The organism is Gluconacetobacter sp., assembly GCF_047721585.1.
Lineage (GTDB): Bacteria > Pseudomonadota > Alphaproteobacteria > Acetobacterales > Acetobacteraceae > Gluconacetobacter > Gluconacetobacter dulcium.
On record NZ_JBDNXE010000029.1, the window covers coordinates 1 to 16,446 of the forward strand.

15 protein-coding genes and 1 pseudogene are annotated in these 16,446 nt (G+C 68.5%); 14 read left to right on the top strand and 2 right to left on the bottom strand.

The window, feature by feature from the left end:
* From ABF821_RS07515 to ABF821_RS07560, 10 genes and pseudogenes are all read left to right on the top strand, one after another.
* Window positions 1–323: pseudogene (locus ABF821_RS07515) on the top strand (NCS2 family permease); the annotation flags it as partial.
* Entirely contained in the window at window positions 320–994 is a 675-nt protein-coding gene (locus ABF821_RS07520; protein ID WP_415529580.1) for a hypothetical protein, read from the top strand. The pseudogene ABF821_RS07515 and the gene ABF821_RS07520, both read left to right, overlap by 4 nt.
* A 134-nt stretch (window positions 995–1,128) precedes the next feature.
* Window positions 1,129–1,467, top strand: a complete 339-nt coding sequence (locus tag ABF821_RS07525; protein ID WP_415529581.1) for a cupin domain-containing protein — start codon at window positions 1,129–1,131, stop codon at window positions 1,465–1,467.
* Window positions 1,464–2,096, top strand: a complete 633-nt coding sequence (locus ABF821_RS07530; RefSeq protein WP_182972975.1) for an NUDIX hydrolase — start codon at window positions 1,464–1,466, stop codon at window positions 2,094–2,096. The genes ABF821_RS07525 and ABF821_RS07530 overlap by 4 nt, the downstream gene beginning before the upstream one ends.
* Window positions 2,097–2,190: 94 nt before the next feature.
* Window positions 2,191–4,074, top strand: coding sequence for a molecular chaperone HtpG (gene htpG / locus ABF821_RS07535; protein WP_182972976.1), 1,884 nt, complete (start codon window positions 2,191–2,193; stop codon window positions 4,072–4,074).
* A 152-nt stretch (window positions 4,075–4,226) separates the two neighbouring features.
* Window positions 4,227–5,330, top strand: coding sequence for an S-methyl-5-thioribose-1-phosphate isomerase (gene mtnA / locus ABF821_RS07540; RefSeq protein ID WP_415529582.1), 1,104 nt, complete (start codon window positions 4,227–4,229; stop codon window positions 5,328–5,330).
* A gap of 129 nt (window positions 5,331–5,459) precedes the next feature.
* Window positions 5,460–7,271, top strand: a complete 1,812-nt coding sequence (aspS, locus tag ABF821_RS07545; protein ID WP_415529583.1) for an aspartate--tRNA ligase — start codon at window positions 5,460–5,462, stop codon at window positions 7,269–7,271.
* 49 nt (window positions 7,272–7,320) lie between these two features.
* Window positions 7,321–8,175 (top strand): cell envelope integrity EipB family protein, encoded by an 855-nt coding sequence (locus ABF821_RS07550; protein ID WP_415529584.1) that lies wholly within the window; start codon window positions 7,321–7,323, stop codon window positions 8,173–8,175.
* Window positions 8,169–9,572 carry an amino acid permease gene (locus tag ABF821_RS07555; RefSeq protein ID WP_415529585.1) on the top strand — a complete coding sequence of 468 codons (1,404 nt, stop codon included), beginning with the start codon at window positions 8,169–8,171 and terminating at the stop codon, window positions 9,570–9,572. Before ABF821_RS07550 ends, ABF821_RS07555 begins: the two co-directional genes overlap by 7 nt.
* Window positions 9,573–9,684: 112 nt before the next feature.
* A complete protein-coding gene (locus ABF821_RS07560) occupies window positions 9,685–10,026 on the top strand; it encodes a hypothetical protein (protein WP_415529586.1) in 342 nt (113 codons plus the stop codon).
* A gap of 71 nt (window positions 10,027–10,097) precedes the next feature.
* Here the strand turns inward: ABF821_RS07560 and ABF821_RS07565 are convergent, their stop codons facing one another.
* Both ABF821_RS07565 and ABF821_RS07570 read right to left on the bottom strand, forming a co-directional pair.
* The gene (locus ABF821_RS07565; RefSeq protein ID WP_415529587.1) at window positions 10,098–10,880 is read right to left on the bottom strand and encodes an exodeoxyribonuclease III; all 783 of its coding nucleotides are present in this window, start codon (window positions 10,878–10,880) and stop codon (window positions 10,098–10,100) included.
* Between the two features lie 18 nt (window positions 10,881–10,898).
* A complete protein-coding gene (locus ABF821_RS07570) occupies window positions 10,899–11,267 on the bottom strand; it encodes a HesB/IscA family protein (RefSeq protein WP_183009609.1) in 369 nt (122 codons plus the stop codon).
* Window positions 11,268–11,418: 151 nt separating this feature from the next.
* Between ABF821_RS07570 and ABF821_RS07575 the strand changes: the two genes are divergently transcribed.
* The 4 genes from ABF821_RS07575 (at window position 11,419) to ABF821_RS07590 (ending at window position 16,343) form a co-directional block, all read left to right on the top strand.
* On the top strand, window positions 11,419–12,600 hold the full coding sequence (locus ABF821_RS07575; protein WP_114727074.1) for a deoxyguanosinetriphosphate triphosphohydrolase: 1,182 nt from the start codon (window positions 11,419–11,421) through the stop codon (window positions 12,598–12,600).
* A gap of 78 nt (window positions 12,601–12,678) precedes the next feature.
* Entirely contained in the window at window positions 12,679–14,472 is a 1,794-nt protein-coding gene (gene argS / locus ABF821_RS07580; RefSeq protein WP_415529588.1) for an arginine--tRNA ligase, read from the top strand.
* Window positions 14,469–15,419, top strand: coding sequence for an SPOR domain-containing protein (locus tag ABF821_RS07585; RefSeq protein ID WP_415529589.1), 951 nt, complete (start codon window positions 14,469–14,471; stop codon window positions 15,417–15,419). The genes argS and ABF821_RS07585 overlap by 4 nt, the downstream gene beginning before the upstream one ends.
* 81 nt (window positions 15,420–15,500) lie before the next feature.
* Entirely contained in the window at window positions 15,501–16,343 is an 843-nt protein-coding gene (locus ABF821_RS07590) for a segregation and condensation protein A (RefSeq protein ID WP_415529599.1), read from the top strand.
* Window positions 16,344–16,446: the final 103 nt, after the last annotated feature.

The following is a 16,446-nucleotide window of genomic DNA, read 5'->3' on the forward strand; positions in this document are numbered from 1 at the left end:
CGTCCGTGCTGTGGCCGGTCATTACCGCCGTTCCGGCGGTGGCGACCGCGCCGGTGCTGATCCTGGTCGGGCTGGGCATGCTGTCCGACATGGGGCGGGCGGAGCAGGACGATGCGGGCGGGGTTCTCGTGCCCCTGCTGATGGTGCTGGTGACGGTCATGACCGGCAATTTCATGGTCAGCCTGGCGCTGGGGCTGCTGCTCTATACCGTGCTGGCGGCCGTGGCGCGGCGCTGGCGGGAGATGACGCCGATCCTGCTGCTGCTGGACGGGGTGTTCATTTTCTATCTCGTGCTGGCCAGCGGCATCGGGGGCGGGACGTGAGGACGCCCGGCGCGTTGCTGCTGCTGTCGGGCCTGTTCTTCGCGGTGCCCGCCGCCGCGACGGAAGGGGGGAGTATGTGGCCCGATACGCCGGATGCGCGGCTGGAACTGGAGGCGCTGGTCGCGACGCTGGATGCGCGCCTGCTCTCCCACCCCAGCGCGACCCTGACGCTGGAAGGCTGGTGCCGCGATCACGGTCTGGCGCCGGTGGCCCATGTGGTGGCGCGCCGTGTGCCCGGCGCGACGCGGGCGCCGAGTGCCGGACAGCGGCGGGAACTGGCGGTTGGCGCGGAGGAGGAGGTGGCCTATCGCCGGGTGGAACTGGCGTGCGGGGGGCGCGTGCTGTCGGTGGCGGACAACTGGTATGTGCCTGCGCGCCTGACCCCGGCGATGAACGGGCTTCTGGCACGGACCGACACCGCGTTCGGCCATGTGGTGGCGGACCTGCATTTTACCCGCCGGACGTTGGAGAGCACCCGCCTGTTCGCGCCGCTGCCCGATGGATGGGAGCGGGACGGCCTGCCGCCGGCCGGGGCGGGGGCGATTGCCATTCCGGCCGCGATCCTGCGCCATCGTGCGGTGCTGTATCGTCAGGACGGGGTGCCGTTCAGCGAGGTGGTGGAAACCTATACCGGTGCGATGCTGGATTTTCCGCCGCCGCCATTGAAGTGAGAGAGGCCATGACCCGACCCGCGATCGACCTGCGTGACCCCGACCTGCCGGCTGAGGGGTGGGGGGTGGCGGGGGCGCGGGCGCCGCAGCGGGGGGGGGGGGGGACGCGCTAATTTGGGCGCGCCGCCCCGCCCGTGGGGGGGGGGGGCGCGGCGACGACCATCCAGTTTCTGCTGGCGCGGGGGGAGCGGTCGCATTGGCATCGGGTCGATGCCGCCGAGATCTGGTGCTGGCAGGGCGGCGCGCCCCTGCGGCTGCACATGGCACGGGATGGGGTGGAAGAGCGCGTGGTTCTGGGGCCATGCCCTGCCGAGGGGCACGTTCAGCAGGCGGTGGTGCCGATGATGGACTGGCAGGCGGCCGAATCGCTGGGGGCGTGGAGCGTGGTGGGCTGCATCGTTGCCCCGGCCTTTCAGTTCTCGGGCTTCGAACTGGCGCCGCCCGGATGGTCGCCGGACGGGGGTGGGGCATGAGCGGCGAGCCTGAGTGGCTGGTCTGGGCGCGCGAGATCCAGGCCATTGCCCAGACCGGCCTGACCTTCGCCCGCGACCCGTTCGACCGGGAGCGATATGAGGCGCTGCGGAGCATCGCGGCGCGGATGATGGCGGCGGGCTGCGACGAGCCCGTGGCGCGGATCGAGGCCCTGTTTGCCGGGCAGGAAGGCTATGCGACGCCGAAGGTCGAGGTGCGGGCCGCCGTGTTTGACGATTCGGGCCGTATCCTGATGGTGCGCGAGGTGCTGGACGAGGGGCGCTGGACCCTGCCGGGTGGCTGGGCGGATGTGAACCTGACCCCGGCGGAGAACGCGGTGAAGGAAGTGCGCGAGGAGAGCGGTTATATCGTGACCGTGCGCAGGCTGGCGGCGGTGTGGGACCGCGCGCGGCAGGGGCATGGCGACAAGGCGTTCTCCTGCGTCAAATGCTTCTTCCTGTGCGATCTGGCGGGCGGGGAGGCGGCCACGAGTATCGAGACATCCGAGATCGCGTGGTTCGGCGCGGAGGAAATTCCCGAGGATCTGTCGCTGGGGCGGGTGTTGCCGGGGCAGATCCGGCGCATGTTCGACCATTACCGCGAACCCGGCCTGCCGGCCGATTTCGAGTGATGGGCGATCGACGCGGCGCAGGCCGTTGAAATCATGATATTCGTGACCCATATGTTGGGTCTGTGTGATTTGACGTAACAGAGAGATTTTCAACATGGTCGATCAGGCTACGGGTTCCGACACGAGCCGGCCCGCCGCGGCGGGTGGCGAGGAGCATGCTTTCAGCGCGGAGGTCGGGCGGCTGCTCGATCTGGTGGTGCATGCGCTGTATTCGGAGCGCGAGATTTTTCTGCGCGAACTGGTGGCCAATGCCGCCGACGCCACCGACCGGCGGCGTTTCGAGGCCCTGACCGATGCGGCGCAGGCGCTGCCCGAGGGCGCGAAGGTGCGCATCGACCCCGACAAGGACGCGCGGCGCCTGACCATCAGCGACGATGGCGCGGGCATGAGCAAGGAAGAGCTGGCGCGCAACCTGGGCACGATCGCGCGTTCGGGCACCCGTGCGTTCGGCGAGGAATTGGCCAAGCACAAGCCCGAGGAACGGTCCGGCCTGATCGGGCAGTTCGGTGTGGGTTTCTATGCCGCCTTCATGGTGGCGGACCATGTCGATGTGGTGTCGCGCCGGGCCGGGACGGACGAGGCGTGGCGCTGGTCTTCGGACGGGAAGGGCAGCTTTACCCTCAGCCCCGCGACGCGCGAACAGCCGGGCACCGACATCATCCTGTACATGAAGGAGGATGCGGACGAGTTTCTGGATGCCTGGCGCCTGGAAGCGATCGTGCGCAAATGGGCCGATCACATCGCCTGGCCGATCACGATCCAGAGCGATGGCGAGGACAAGCCGGCCAATGCGGGCACCGCCCTGTGGCGCAAGCCGCGCGGCGAGGTGACGGAAGAGCAGCTCAACGAGTTCTACCGCCATGTCAGCCATAATTTCGATACGCCCTGGGCCACGCTGCACTGGCATGCCGAAGGCACGATCGAGTTTACCGCGCTGCTGTTCATCCCCGGTAGCCGCCCGTTCGAGTTCGGCGAGCAGGTGCGCGAGAGCAAGGTGCGGCTGCATGTCCGCCGCATGTTCATCACCGACGACGCGGCGCTGCTGCCGCCGTGGCTGCGCTTCGTGCAGGGGGTGGTCGATACCGAGGACCTGCCGCTGAACGTCTCGCGCGAGATGTTGCAGGCGACGCCGGTGTTGCAGCGCATCCGCAAGGCGGTGACCAACCGGGTGCTGAACGAGTTGCGGACCCGCGCCAAGGATGCCGAATCCTATGCCGCCTTCTGGGATAATTTCGGCCCGGTGGTGAAGGAAGGGATCTGGGACGATGCGGAATACCGCACCGACCTGGCGGGTCTGGCCCGGTTCCGCTCCAGCACCGAAGAGGGATGGACGACGCTGGCCGACTACGTGTCGCGGATGAAGGACGGGCAGGAGGCGATCTATTACCTGACCGGCGATAACCCCGACACGCTGCCGGCCTCGGCGCAACTGGAAGGGTTCAAGGCGCGCGGGATCGAAGTGCTGCTGCTGACCGATCCGGTCGATTCCTTCTGGCCCGATCGTCTGGGCACGTTCGAGGGGAAAGCACTGCGCAGCGTCAGCCAGAGCCATGCCGACCTTGAGAAGTTCGAGGCGCCGCTGACCGAAGGGGACAAGGCGGAACTGGACACGCTGCTGCCGGCGCTGAAGGAGGCGTTGGGCGAGGCGGTGTCGGACGTGCGCGGCAGCACGCGGCTGGTGAGCAGCGCGGTGGTGCTGGCGGCGGCCGGGCAGGGGCCGGACCTGCAATTGCAGCGCCTGCTGCGGCGCAGCGGCCAGGCGGTGCCGGATCTGGCGCCGGTGCTGGAGGTCAATCCGGCGCACCCGCTGATCCGCGATATGGCGGCGCGGGTGGCGCGGGGCGAGGCGGTGACCGATACCGCGCTGATCCTGCTGGATATCGCGCGGATTCAGGAAGGCGAGAGCCTGAAGGATCCGACCGCGTTCGCCAGCCGGCTGACGGCGACGCTGACCCATCTTCAGGGCGGTGCCGCTTAAAAAAACCGCCATGACAGGTTCACGTCTGTTTTGGGCGTGACCCTGCTAGAATGCCGCGTGAAGCCCGCAGCCTGACGGTTGCGGGCTTGATGCCGTGCCATTTGGGTGCTTCCCTGCGCGGCCTTTTTCCCCAGCCATTGGAACCGTGCGACATGAAGATCGGTAATGTCCCTTATCGCAGCGTATGGGTGGACCAGGATGATGGCTGGTCGGTCCATATCTTCGACCAGACCCGTCTGCCGTGGGCGCTGGATGTTCTGCGCCTGACCGAGCGGGACCAGGTGGCGCAGGCGATCCGCACCATGCAGGTGCGTGGTGCGCCGCTGATCGGCGCGGTGGCGGCCTACGGGCTGGCGCTGGCCTTGCGCGTCGATGCGTCCGATACGGCCATGGAGCACGATGCGGCCCTGCTGGCGGAGACGCGCCCGACGGCGATCAATCTGCGCTGGGCGATCGACCGCATGCTGGCGCGCCTGCGCCCGCTGCCGGCCGAGGCCCGCGTTGCCGCCGCCTATGACGAGGCCGGGCGGATCTGCGACGAGGATGTGGCGCAGAACGAGGCGATCGGCCGCCATGGCCTGAGCCTGATTCAGGACATCGCGACGCGGCGGGGCGAGGGGGCGACGGTCAATATCCTCACCCACTGCAATGCCGGGTGGATTGCCACCGTGGACTGGGGCACCGCGCTGGCGCCGATCTACATGGCGCATGACAGCGGGCTGAAGGTGCATGTGTGGGTGGACGAAACCCGGCCGCGCAACCAGGGCGCCGCGCTGACGGCGTGGGAACTGGGCAGCCATGGCGTGCCGCATACCGTGGTGGTGGACAATGCCGGCGGGCATCTGATGCAGCATGGCGCGGTGGATCTGGTGATCGTGGGCACCGACCGGGTGACGCGGGGCGGCGATGTGGCGAACAAGATCGGCACCTATCTGAAGGCGCTGGCGGCGCATGACAACGGCGTGCCGTTCTGGGTCGCGCTGCCTTCGACCACCATCGACTGGAGCGTGACGGACGGGCTGACCGAGATCCCGATCGAGGAGCGCGCGGGCGCCGAGGTGACGAGCGTGACCGGGCAGACCGCCGATGGCCGGATTGAGACCGTGCAGGTGACGCCGCCGGGCAGCGGGGCGGCCAATCCGGCCTTCGACGTGACGCCGGCGCGGCTGGTGACGGGGTTGATAACCGAGCGCGGGCTGTGCGCGGCTTCGCAGGCGGGGCTGGCCGAACTGTTTCCGGACCACGCCCGCGCGTGATCGTGGCGCGGAGGCTGGTGGGCGAAGGCAACCCTTGACAGGGGAGGCCCGGCCCGGCTTCCTCCGCCTTCGACCGAACGGGGCGCGTCGCGCTCCGTCCCTTGTTTTTTGGTGACACAGGACCGGACCATGCATCCCTACCGTACCCATAGCTGCGCCGCGCTTCGGGCCAGCGACGCCGGGCAGACCGCCCGCCTCTCCGGCTGGGTGCACAGCAAGCGCGATCATGGCGGTCTGCTGTTCATCGATCTGCGCGATCATTTCGGCATGACCCAGATCGTGATTCCCGCCGGTTCGCCGGTGCTGGAGGCGGTGGAGCGCGTGCGCGTGGAAAGCGTGCTGACGGTGACGGGCGAGGTGGTGCTGCGCGACGACGCGACGCGCAACCCGAACCTGCCGACCGGTGATATCGAACTGCGCGCGCAGACGGTGGACGTGCAGTCGGCGGCCGAGGTTCTGCCCTTCCAGGTCGCGGGGCATGAGAACTATCCCGAAGATCTGCGCCTGACCTATCGCTATATCGACCTGCGGCGCGACAAGGTGCACCGGAACATCCTGCTGCGCTCGCAGGTGATCGCCAGCCTGCGCCGCCGCATGACCGATCAGGGCTTCATCGAGTTCCAGACCCCGATCCTGACGGCGTCTTCGCCCGAGGGGGCGCGCGACTTCCTGGTGCCGGCGCGCATGCATCCGGGCAAGTTCTATGCCCTGCCGCAGGCGCCGCAGCAGTTCAAGCAGCTTGCGATGGTCGCCGGGTTCGACCGGTATTTCCAGATCGCGCCGTGTTTCCGCGACGAGGCGGCGCGTGCCGACCGCTCGCCGGGCGAGTTCTATCAGCTCGATTTCGAGATGTCCTTCGCCACCCAGGAAGACGTGTTCGCGACCCTGGAGCCGGTGATGGAGGGCGTGTTCCGCGAGTTCGGCGGTGGGCGCACGGTCAGCGCCGCGCCGTTCGAGCGCATTCCCTATGCCACGGCGATGAAGCTGTATGGCAGCGACAAGCCGGACCTGCGCAACCCGCTGCTGATCAGCGACGTGACCGAATCGTTCGCCGATTCGGGCTTCGGGCTGTTTGCCCGCATCGTCGCCGCCGGTGGCGAAGTGCGCGCGATTCCCGCACCGGGGGCGGGCGAGCGTCCGCGCGCCTTCTATGACAAGCTGAACAACTGGGCGCGCGAGGTCGGGGCCGGCGGGCTGGGCTACATCATCTTCGACGCCGAAGGCGGCAAAGGCCCGATCGCCAAGAACCTGGAGCCCGAGCGGGTGGAGGCGATCCGCGAGGCGACCGGGCTGAAGGCGGGCGATGCCGTGTTCTTCGCGGCGGGCAAGGGCGACGAGGTGGTGAAATTCTCCGGCCAGGTCCGCACGCGCATTGCGACCGAACTGGACCTGATCGAGGCGAATGCCTTCCGCTTCTGCTGGATCACCGACTTCCCGATGTATGAGCGCAATGAGGAAACGGGGCTGATCGATTTTTCGCACAACCCGTTCTCGATGCCGCAGGGCGGGCTGGAAGCGCTGAACAGCCAGGACCCGCTGACGATCACGGCCTATCAGTACGACATCGTGTGCAACGGCATCGAACTGTCGTCGGGCGCGATCCGCAACCATCGTCCGGATGTGATGATCCGCGCGTTCGAATTGGCGGGTTATCCGGCCAGCGAGGTCGAGGCGCGTTTCGGCGGCATGCTGAATGCCTTCCGCTACGGCGCGCCGCCGCATGGCGGTTCGGCGCCGGGTGTGGACCGTATGGTCATGCTGCTGGCCGACGAGCCGAACATCCGCGAGGTGATCCTGTTCCCGCTGAACCAGCAGGGCGAGGACCTGATGATGGGCGCCCCGGCGCCGGTTCCGCCGGAGCGGCTGAAGGAACTGTCGCTGGCACTCGACCTGCCGCGCCCCAAGCCGTCGGCGGGGAAAGACACCAAGCCGGCGGAATAGGCCGGATATGACATGTGACCGGCGGAGCATCATTGCGCGGAATGGCGCGATGGGCTCTGCTGTGACCATGACATCGAAGACTCCATGCGCCGCCACGGTGCGGCCGGCCAGGGGATTGCTGGCCGCCGTTCTGATGACCCTTGGGTGGAGCGCGGGACGCCCTGCCCAGGCGGAGACGCCGATCGCGCTGGCGCCGCATCGTGCGGTCTATGACCTGACGCTGGTCGCCGTGACCGGCGGCGATACGATTGCCGCCAGCGGCACCATGACCTACGTGGTCGGCAATGCCTGTTCGGCCTGGTCGACCCAGCAGCAATTGCGCCTGCAAACGGTGTCGCGCTCGGGTGGCGTGACCGAGATGGTGTCGGATTATGCGACGCTGGAGGCCAAGGACGGCCATAGTCTGGTGTTCCGTACCGTACAGACCGCGAATGGCCATGAGGCCAGCCGCGTGATGGGCGAGGCGACGATGACGCCGACCGGCGGCGAGATCCGCTATACCCAGCCCACCGCGCATACCGTCCATCTGGCGGCCGGCGTGATGTTTCCGATGGCCCATACCAGGGCGATCATCCGCGCCGGGGAGCAGGGACAGACTTCGCTGGCGCCGGCGCTGTTCGATGGAACCGGCGAGGACGGGGCGCAGGATACCTATGTCATGATCCTGGGGTGGAACCCTCCGCCCTCGCCCAGCCAGTATCCCGCACTGGCGCGCCTGCCCTCGGGGCGGGTGCATGTGGCGTTCTACACCGCGTCCTCTCATGACATGCGCCCCGATTACGAGATCGGGATGCGGTATTTCGCCAATGGCGTCTCCGACGATCTGGATATGGATTTCGGCGATTTCCGCATGCACGGTACACTGCATGAATTTACCCCAGCCCCGGAAGGTCACCGATGCTGAACCCCGCGCCGATTGAAGACAGCCCGCAGGATGCCGCCCCTGCCAACGGGAGCGGCTTGGCCCATTCGTTGCGCACCCGCCACGTTTCGATGATCGCGATCGGCGGGATGGTCGGGGCCGGGCTGTTCGTGAACACTTCGGTCATGATCGAGGGGGCGGGGCCGCTGGTGCTGCTGTCTTACCTGATGGCCGGGCTGATCGTCTTTATGGTCATGCGCATGCTGGGCGAGATGGCGATCGACTGCCCCGAGGCGGGGTCGTTCGTCGGGCATGTGCGGCGGGGGCTGGGGCATCGGGCCGCCTTTGTCACCGGCTGGTCGTACTGGCTGTTCTGGGTGGTGGTGGCCTCGGTGGAGGCCAAGGCGGCGGCGCTGATCGTGGCGCCGATGCTGGGCGTGGCCCAGTTGACGGTGGCGCTGGGGCTGATCGCGCTGATGACGGCCGTCAACATGGGGTCCGTGCGGGGGTATGGCGAGTTCGAATTCTGGTTCTCGCTGATGAAGATTACCGCGATCGGGGTGTTCACGCTCATTGCCGGGCTGGCGCTGTTCGGGGTGATCGGGTCGTCGCTGCATGGTGGGGTGGCGCATCTGTGGGATCAGGGCGGGTTCATGCCCCATGGGTTCGCGGCCTCGCTGTCGCTGCTGCCGGCGATCCTGTTCACCTTCGCGGGGGCCGAGATCGCGACCGTGGCGGCGGCGGAAACGGACAATCCCGGCTATAATATCGTCCAGGCGATCCGGACCGTCGTGGTGCGCGTGATGCTGTTCTACATGGGGTCGCTGGCCGTGATCCTGTGCCTGATCCCTTGGAACCAGATCCGGGCCGGGCACTCGCCGTTCCTTGATGTGCTGCATCGGATCGGTATTCCCGGCGCCGAGACCGCGATGACGGTGGTGGTGCTGGTGGCCATCGCGTCGTGCCTCAATTCCACCCTGTATGTCACGTCGCGCATCCTGTTCGAGATGGCGGCGCATGGCGATGCGCCGGCGGCGCTGGTGCGGACCGGGGCCAGCGGGGCGCCGCGCCGGGCGATTGCCATCGGCAGTCTGGTGGCCTGTGTGCTGACCGTGATTGCCGCGACCTTTCCGGGCGAGGTTTTCGGCTTTCTGCTCAATGCTTCCGGGGCGATCATCCTGTTCGACTATCTGATGGTGGTCTTCGCCCAGATCGCCCTGCGCCGGAAGATGCATGACGAGGGGCGGCAGCCGGCCTTTCCGATGCTGCTGTTTCCCTACCTCTCATGGCTGACGGTCGGTGCCATCCTGCTGGTGATGGTGACGATGATGCTGACGCCGGATACGCGGGTGCAGATCGAACTGGGCAGCCTGACGCTGATTCTGATCGTGGCGCTGGGGGCGGTGACGCCGCGTCGGCGCGGCCGCGCGCCGACGTGACGGCGCGCGGTTTCACACGGTTATTTTTTCGCCATTTCAACGCCATGATGATCGGACCATAGTGCCGTTGACGGGAGACCACGATCCCGTACGCGGACAGGAGTTGGTTTGCATGAACAGGCAGATTGTCAGGGGTGCCCTGCTGGCGCTGGGTGTGATCGCCGGGGGAACCATGGCGGTGGGCGACGCGGCCCCGGCGCAGGCGCAAGCCTATCGCTACGGGCCGGTGACGCCGGGCTGGGCGCCGCCCCCGATGCCGCCGCCGCGTGCCGAAATGGTGCCGCGCCCGCGCCCCGGCTGGGTTTGGGTCGGCGGCGGTTGGGACTGGGTCAATGGCGGATATGTCTGGGTTCCGGGGCGTTATGTGCGCCGTGGCCGGTATGCGGGCTGGGGACCGGCGCGCTGGATGCAGCGTGGCCCGCGCTGGGTATGGGTGCGGCCCGGCTGGCGCTGACGGCCGGCTTGCGCTGACGGAACGACGTGAAAGTCCCCCCGTCAGTGCCGTGGCTGACGGGGGGTGGCTTTTCAGGTCGGGGTGTCGTCCAACGTGATGATCAGGGGAACGTGGTCGGAGGGCTGGTTGCGGCCGCGTTCGTCCCGGTCCGGGTGGGCGTCGCGCAGGCGCTCCGCCAGGCGGGGGGAGAGCAGGGCGTGGTCGATGCGCAGGCCGCAATCGCGTGGCCAGGCGCCGGCCTGATAGTCCCAGAACGTGTATTGGCGGCCGTGCGGGTGCAGGGCGCGCACGGCGTCGGTCAGGCCCAGCCAGATCAGGCGGCGGAAGGCGGCGCGGGTTTCCGGACGCACCAGGGCGTCGGTTGGCGGCAGGGCGCCGGGCGCGCAATCCTCGTCGGTCGGGCAGACATTATAGTCGCCGGCCAGCACGAAATCCCGGCCGGCATCGAGCAGGGCGCGCGCGTGCAGGGCCAGGGCCTCCATGAAGGCCAGCTTGGCCTCGTATCCCGCGCTGCCGCCCGAATTGCCGTTGGGAAGATACAGGTTGCCGAAGATCAGGCCGTTTGCCTCGATTTCCACGTAGCGGGCCTGCGGGGCGTCGTCGTTCAGCGGGGGCAGGGCGCGGGTCGTGACGGCGAAGGGCACGCGCGAGAGGATGGCGACGCCGTTATAGCTCTTCTGCCCGACCACGACCGAATCGTAGCCGGCGGCGCGGAAGGCTTCGGCGGGGAAGGCGGCGTCCTCGCACTTGATTTCCTGGAGGCCGAGCAGGTCGGGCTTCTCGCGCTCCAGCCAGTCCAGTACATGCGTCTGGCGCTGGCGGATGGAATTGACGTTCCAGCTTGCGATTTTCATCTTGGACGGGCGGCCTGCTCAGTCGATCGAGAAGCTGGTGCCGCACCCGCAGGACGAGGTGGCATTGGGGTTGCGCACCGTGAAATGCGCGCCCATCAGCGAATCGTTGAAATGCAGTTCCGCGCCCGACAGCAGGTCCATGCTGGCGGGATCGACCCGGACGCGGGCGTTGCCGGCGGGCACCACGATGTCGTCGGGGCGGGCCTCGCCGTCCAGGGCGAAGCTGTACTGGAAGCCGTTGCAGCCGCCGGCCAGCACGCTGACCCGCAGCGCGGTGGAGGTGGCGTCGACGCCCGGCTGGGCGGCGATGATGTCCTGAAGCCGGGTCGCGGCCTCGGGCGAGACGCGGAAGGCCGTGTCGGGCGAGGGGGAAGTGGGAAGCGGCATGTCCATCGGGATCACCATCGTCGCGCGGCCCTTGGCGGCATGCTGAGCCAGCATGCTGGCCTTGCGGCGCCGGGCGGGTTATCGACAGGGGGCGGAGGTCCGGCTTGTCCGAGGCCGGGATTACGCCACCCATCCGGGATTGGGGTTATATATGAGCGTCGCACCCTATGCTGTCCAGACCGCCACCGCCCGGGGGCGCCTGCATGCCGAGGCGGAATCGCCCAGTCGTTCGCCATGGCAGCGCGACCGTGACCGGGTGCTGCATTCGGCGGGCTTTCGGACGCTGCAATACAAGACGCAGGTCTTCGTCAACCATCAGGGCGATTTCTTCCGCACCCGGCTGACCCACTCGCTGGAAGTGGCGCAGATCGCGCGCTCCATCGCCCGCAGCCTGTCGGTGGACGAGGACCTGACCGAGACGCTCGCGCTGGCCCATGACCTGGGCCACACGCCGTTCGGCCATGCCGGTGAGGACGCGCTGGCCGCGGCCATGCGGGATTGGGGGGGCTTCGACCACAATACCCAGACCCTGCGCCAGGTGACCAAGCTGGAACGCCGGTATTTCGATTTCGACGGGCTGAACCTGACCTGGGAGACGCTGGAAGGGTTGATCAAGCATAACGGCCCGGTGGACCACCCGACGGGCTATGTCGCCCGGTATGCGGACGGGCTGGGGCTGGATCTGTCCAGCTATGCCTCGGTCGAGGCGCAGATTGCCGCCATGGCCGACGATATCGCCTATCACGCCCACGACCTGGATGACGGGATGCGGGCCGGGCTGCTGGACCTGGCGGATCTGGCGGACCTGCCGGTGGTCGGCGCGGCGCTGGCGCTGGTGCGGGAGCGGGCGGGCGGGGTGGCCATGTCGGGCGACGTGGCCGAGGAGACGCATCTTCAGGACCGGATGCGGCATGAGACCATCCGCCGGGTGATCAATGCGCTGGCGGTGGATTTGACGGAGCAGACACGGCGCAATCTGGCGGAACTGGCCCCGCGATCGGCCGATGACGTGCGCGCGGCCGCGATGCCGGTGGTGGCCTACAGCCCGGCCATGGCGCGCGATAACGGGGCGATCCGCACCTTTCTGTATGCGCGGATGTATCGGCACTGGCGGGTCAACCGGATGACGCGCAAGGCGCGGATCGCGGTCGAATCGATCTTCTCGATTCTGGCCGACGATATTTCGCTGTTGCCGGACGGCTGGCGGCAGGAGGCGCGGGCGACCGACGCGATGGGTGCGCGGCGGATCGTGGCCGATTATATAGCCGGGATGACGGATCGATTCGCGATGGAAGAACATCGACGGTTGACGGATCTGTCCGTGGCGGGCTGAAACGCCCGACCAGTAACGTTCATACGTGCCGGGCGGGCGATCCGTCCGCGCCGGTGTTTCAGTGGGAAGCCGCATCGCATGTCCGACAGCCTGTTCGTTCGCTATCTCTCGCATGTGCGCGATGCCCTGCGACGGATCGTTCCGGACCTGCCGGAGGAGGTGGCGGCGCGGGTGGAACTGACCCCGACGCGCGATCCGGCGCATGGCGACATGGCGACCAATGCCGCCCTGCTGGCCGCCAAGCCGGCGCGGCGCCGCCCGGCCGAGATCGCGGCCGAACTGGCGGCGGCGCTGGTGGAGGTGCCGGGCATCGCGAAGGCGGAACCGGCCGGGCCTGGCTTCGTCAACCTGACGCTGGACGAATCGGTGCTGCGCGCGGTGGTGGGCGACGTGCTGCGGGCCGGCGAATCCTATGGCGACGCCACGCTGGGGCAGGGCGTGCGGGTGAATGTGGAATATGTCTCGGCCAACCCGACCGGGCCGATGCATGTGGGGCATTGCCGGGGCGCCGTCGTTGGCGATGCGCTGGCCAATCTGCTGGCCAAGGCCGGCTATGCGGTCACCAAGGAATATTACATCAACGATGCCGGCGCCCAGGTGATCGCCCTGGCCTGGGCCGCCTACTGGCGGTACCTGGAGGCCATCGGCACGACCATGGACCGCGAGGCGTTCGCCGCGCTGGTGCCCGGCGGCATCCAGTATGGCGGCGATTATCTGGTGCCGGTGGGGCAGGCGCTGGCCGAGTTGCACGGCACCGGGCTGGCCGGGCCGGATGGCCAGCCGGCGGCGGCCGAGCTTTGGATGGACACGGTGAAGCCCTTCGTGGTCGGCGCGATGATGGCGATGATCCGCGAGGACCTGGATGCGCTGGGCGTCCGGCATGATGTCTTTACCAGCGAGGCCGCGATCCTGGCCGGTGGCGTGACCGATCGGGCCATCGCGCGGCTGGATGCGCAGGGCCTGCTTTATGAGGGCGTGCTGGAGCCGCCGAAGGGCAAGCTGCCCGACGATTGGGAGGCCCGGCCGCAGACGCTGTTCCGCTCCACCGCGTTCGGCGACGACGTGGACCGGCCGTTGCGCAAGTCGGACGGGTCGAACACCTATTTCGCCAACGATATCGGCTATCACGACGACAAGGTGCGTCGTGGCGCGGACCTGCTGATCGATGTCTGGGGCGCCGACCATGGCGGTTACGTCACCCGGATGAAGGCGGCGGTGCAGGCGCTGGCGGTTGGGGGCGAGGCGGTCGGGTTCGATGTGCTGCTGTGCCAGATCGTGCGGATCGTGCGCGACGGGCAGCCGGTGCGGATGTCCAAGCGGGCGGGTACCTTCGTCACGCTGCGCGACCTGATCGACGAGGTGGGGCGCGATGCCGTGCGCTTTACCATGCTGACGCGCAAGGCCGACGCCCAGATGGAGTTCGATCTGGACCAGGTGGTGGCGCAGACTCGCGACAACCCGGTGTTCTATGTGCAGTACGCCCATGCGCGCTGCCGTTCCGTGCTGCGGGCGGCGCAGGAGATGCTGGGGGAGGCGGCGATTACGCCAGTGGCGCTGGTCGAGGCGGACCTCGATGGAATCGGGTCGGATGCCGAACTGGCGCTGCTGCGGCGGATCGCCCAGTGGCCGCGCACGGTGGAAGGGGCCGCCCAGGCGCATGAGCCGCACCGGATTGCCTTCTATCTTGGCGAGTTGGCGGGCGATTTCCATACATTGTGGAATCGTGGCCGCGATGATGCGACACTGCGGTTCTTGCAGGAAGATGATCTGGTTGCCACCCGTGCGAAGCTGGCGATGGTCGAGGCTACGGCCACGGTCATCCGTTCGGGTCTGGCGGTTCTGGGTGTTGAGCCGGTTGAGGAAATGCGATGAGCGATACCGATCCCTCCGGCCGCGACCCTTATGAGGACCGCCTGAACCGCGTGCGCGAGCGCATGAGCGCCGATTACGGCGATGAGGAAGCGCCGCCGCCACAGCGCAAGCGCCCGGCCCGCCGGGCCGGCGGATTGCTGGGCGCCGACCCCACGACGCGCCGGCTGGCTTATGGTGCGGCGGGGCTGGGTGGCCTGCTGGTGCTTGGCATCGGCGGCTGGGCGCTGCTGGGACATCAGCAGACGGGCATTCCCGTTCTTGGGCCGCCGCCCGGCCCGGTGCGGGTAAGGCCGGTCGATCCGGGTGGCATGCAGGTTCTGGGAGCCGAGGCGCCAACTGGCGATGATGGCGCGGTGGCGCGTCTGGCACCGGGGCCGGAACAGCCGCGCCCCGACCGTCTGGCCCAGCAATACGGTCAGCCGCCGGCCACGGATGTGGCATCGGCAACGACACCGGCAACGGCACCGGCCGCGACGCCGCCTGCCGCCGCATCCGTGCCGGCATCGGCCAGCGCGCCTGTGTCCGAGGCGCCGCTTGCGTCGCCTGCCGCCAGTCCCGCGCCGGCTGCCGCCGTTCCGGGCTCTGGTGCCGCGTTGCCGCCGCCGTCGGCGTCGCTGCCCGCCAAGCCTGCCGCATCCGCGCCGGTGGCCGCCAGTGTCGCGCCTGCGGTGGCGCCCGCCGCGCCGGCTCCGGTGGCGGGCGGGCGCTATGGCGTGCAGCTTGCGGCGCTGGATTCGCAGCAGGCGGCCGAGAAGGAGTGGGCGCGCCTGACGCAGCATTATCCGGAGCTGTTCGGGAGCCATACGCCGGTCATCGAGCGGACCGAACGCAATGGCGCCGTGTTCTTCCGGCTGCGCACGCGCGGGTTTGCCAGCATCGCCCAGGCCACGTCGTTCTGCGAGCATGTGCGGCTGAACGGTCTGGCCTGCACCCTGGCCGGGTTCTAGGCCGGGCCGTTGGCGACCGCGCCCGTCGACAGTCTTCATGGGCCAGGGCAGGAGGGCCTGCCCGATGGGCTGACCGCGCCCATGCTGCATCTGGACGGGTTCGAGGGGCCGCTGGACCTGCTGCTGGAACTGGCGCGGGCGCAGAAGGTCGATCTGGCGCGGATTTCGATCCTGCAACTGGTCGAGCAATATCTGGCGATCGTTGAATCGGCCCGCCGCATCCGGCTGGAACTGGCGGCCGACTGGCTGGTGATGGCCGCATGGCTGGCCTGGCTGAAATCGCGCCTGCTGCTGCCGGCCGAGGACGGCGAGGATATCGACGCCGAGGAGGCGGCCGAACTGCTCCAGGCGCGGCTGGTCGAACTGGCGCGGATCGGGCAGGCGGCGGCGTGGTTGGGGGCGCGCCCCCAGTTGGGCCGCGACGTATTTGCCCGTGGCGAGCGCGAGGACCTGACGGAAATCGACCGCTCCGGGCTGGCGCTGGACCTGCCGCAATTGATGGGTGCCTATATGGCCGCCATGCGGCGGGGGGCGCGCAAGCGGGTCTATCAGCCTCGGCGGATGCATTTCTGGACGGTGCAGGACGCGCTGGCCCGATTGCACCGCCTGCTGGGCGCCGACACCATCCCCGGTGGCGGGGCGTGGTGCGAGCTTGGGGCTTTCCTGCCCGAAGGGGGGCCGGCGATGGAGGGCGAGGATGACGAGGAACGCATGCGGCAGCGCCGGGCGGCGATGGCCGGCACGCTGATCGCCGGGCTGGAACTGGCCCGCAACGGGACGATCGAACTGCGGCAGGATGAACAGTTCGGCCGGATCATGCTGCGCCCCAATGCCGGAGGGCAGGCGGTCGATGGTCCGGATGTGGGGCCGGATACGGGGCCGGATGTGGCGCCGGAAATGGAGAGGATGGACGCGGCGGAATGACCGACGACAGTCAGCAGGCACCGTTCGCGCCGGTTTCCGGCGAGGAACCGGGTATCGCCGGGGCCGTAGGCAGCCCGGCTTCGGGACATTCCGAGGAGGCGGG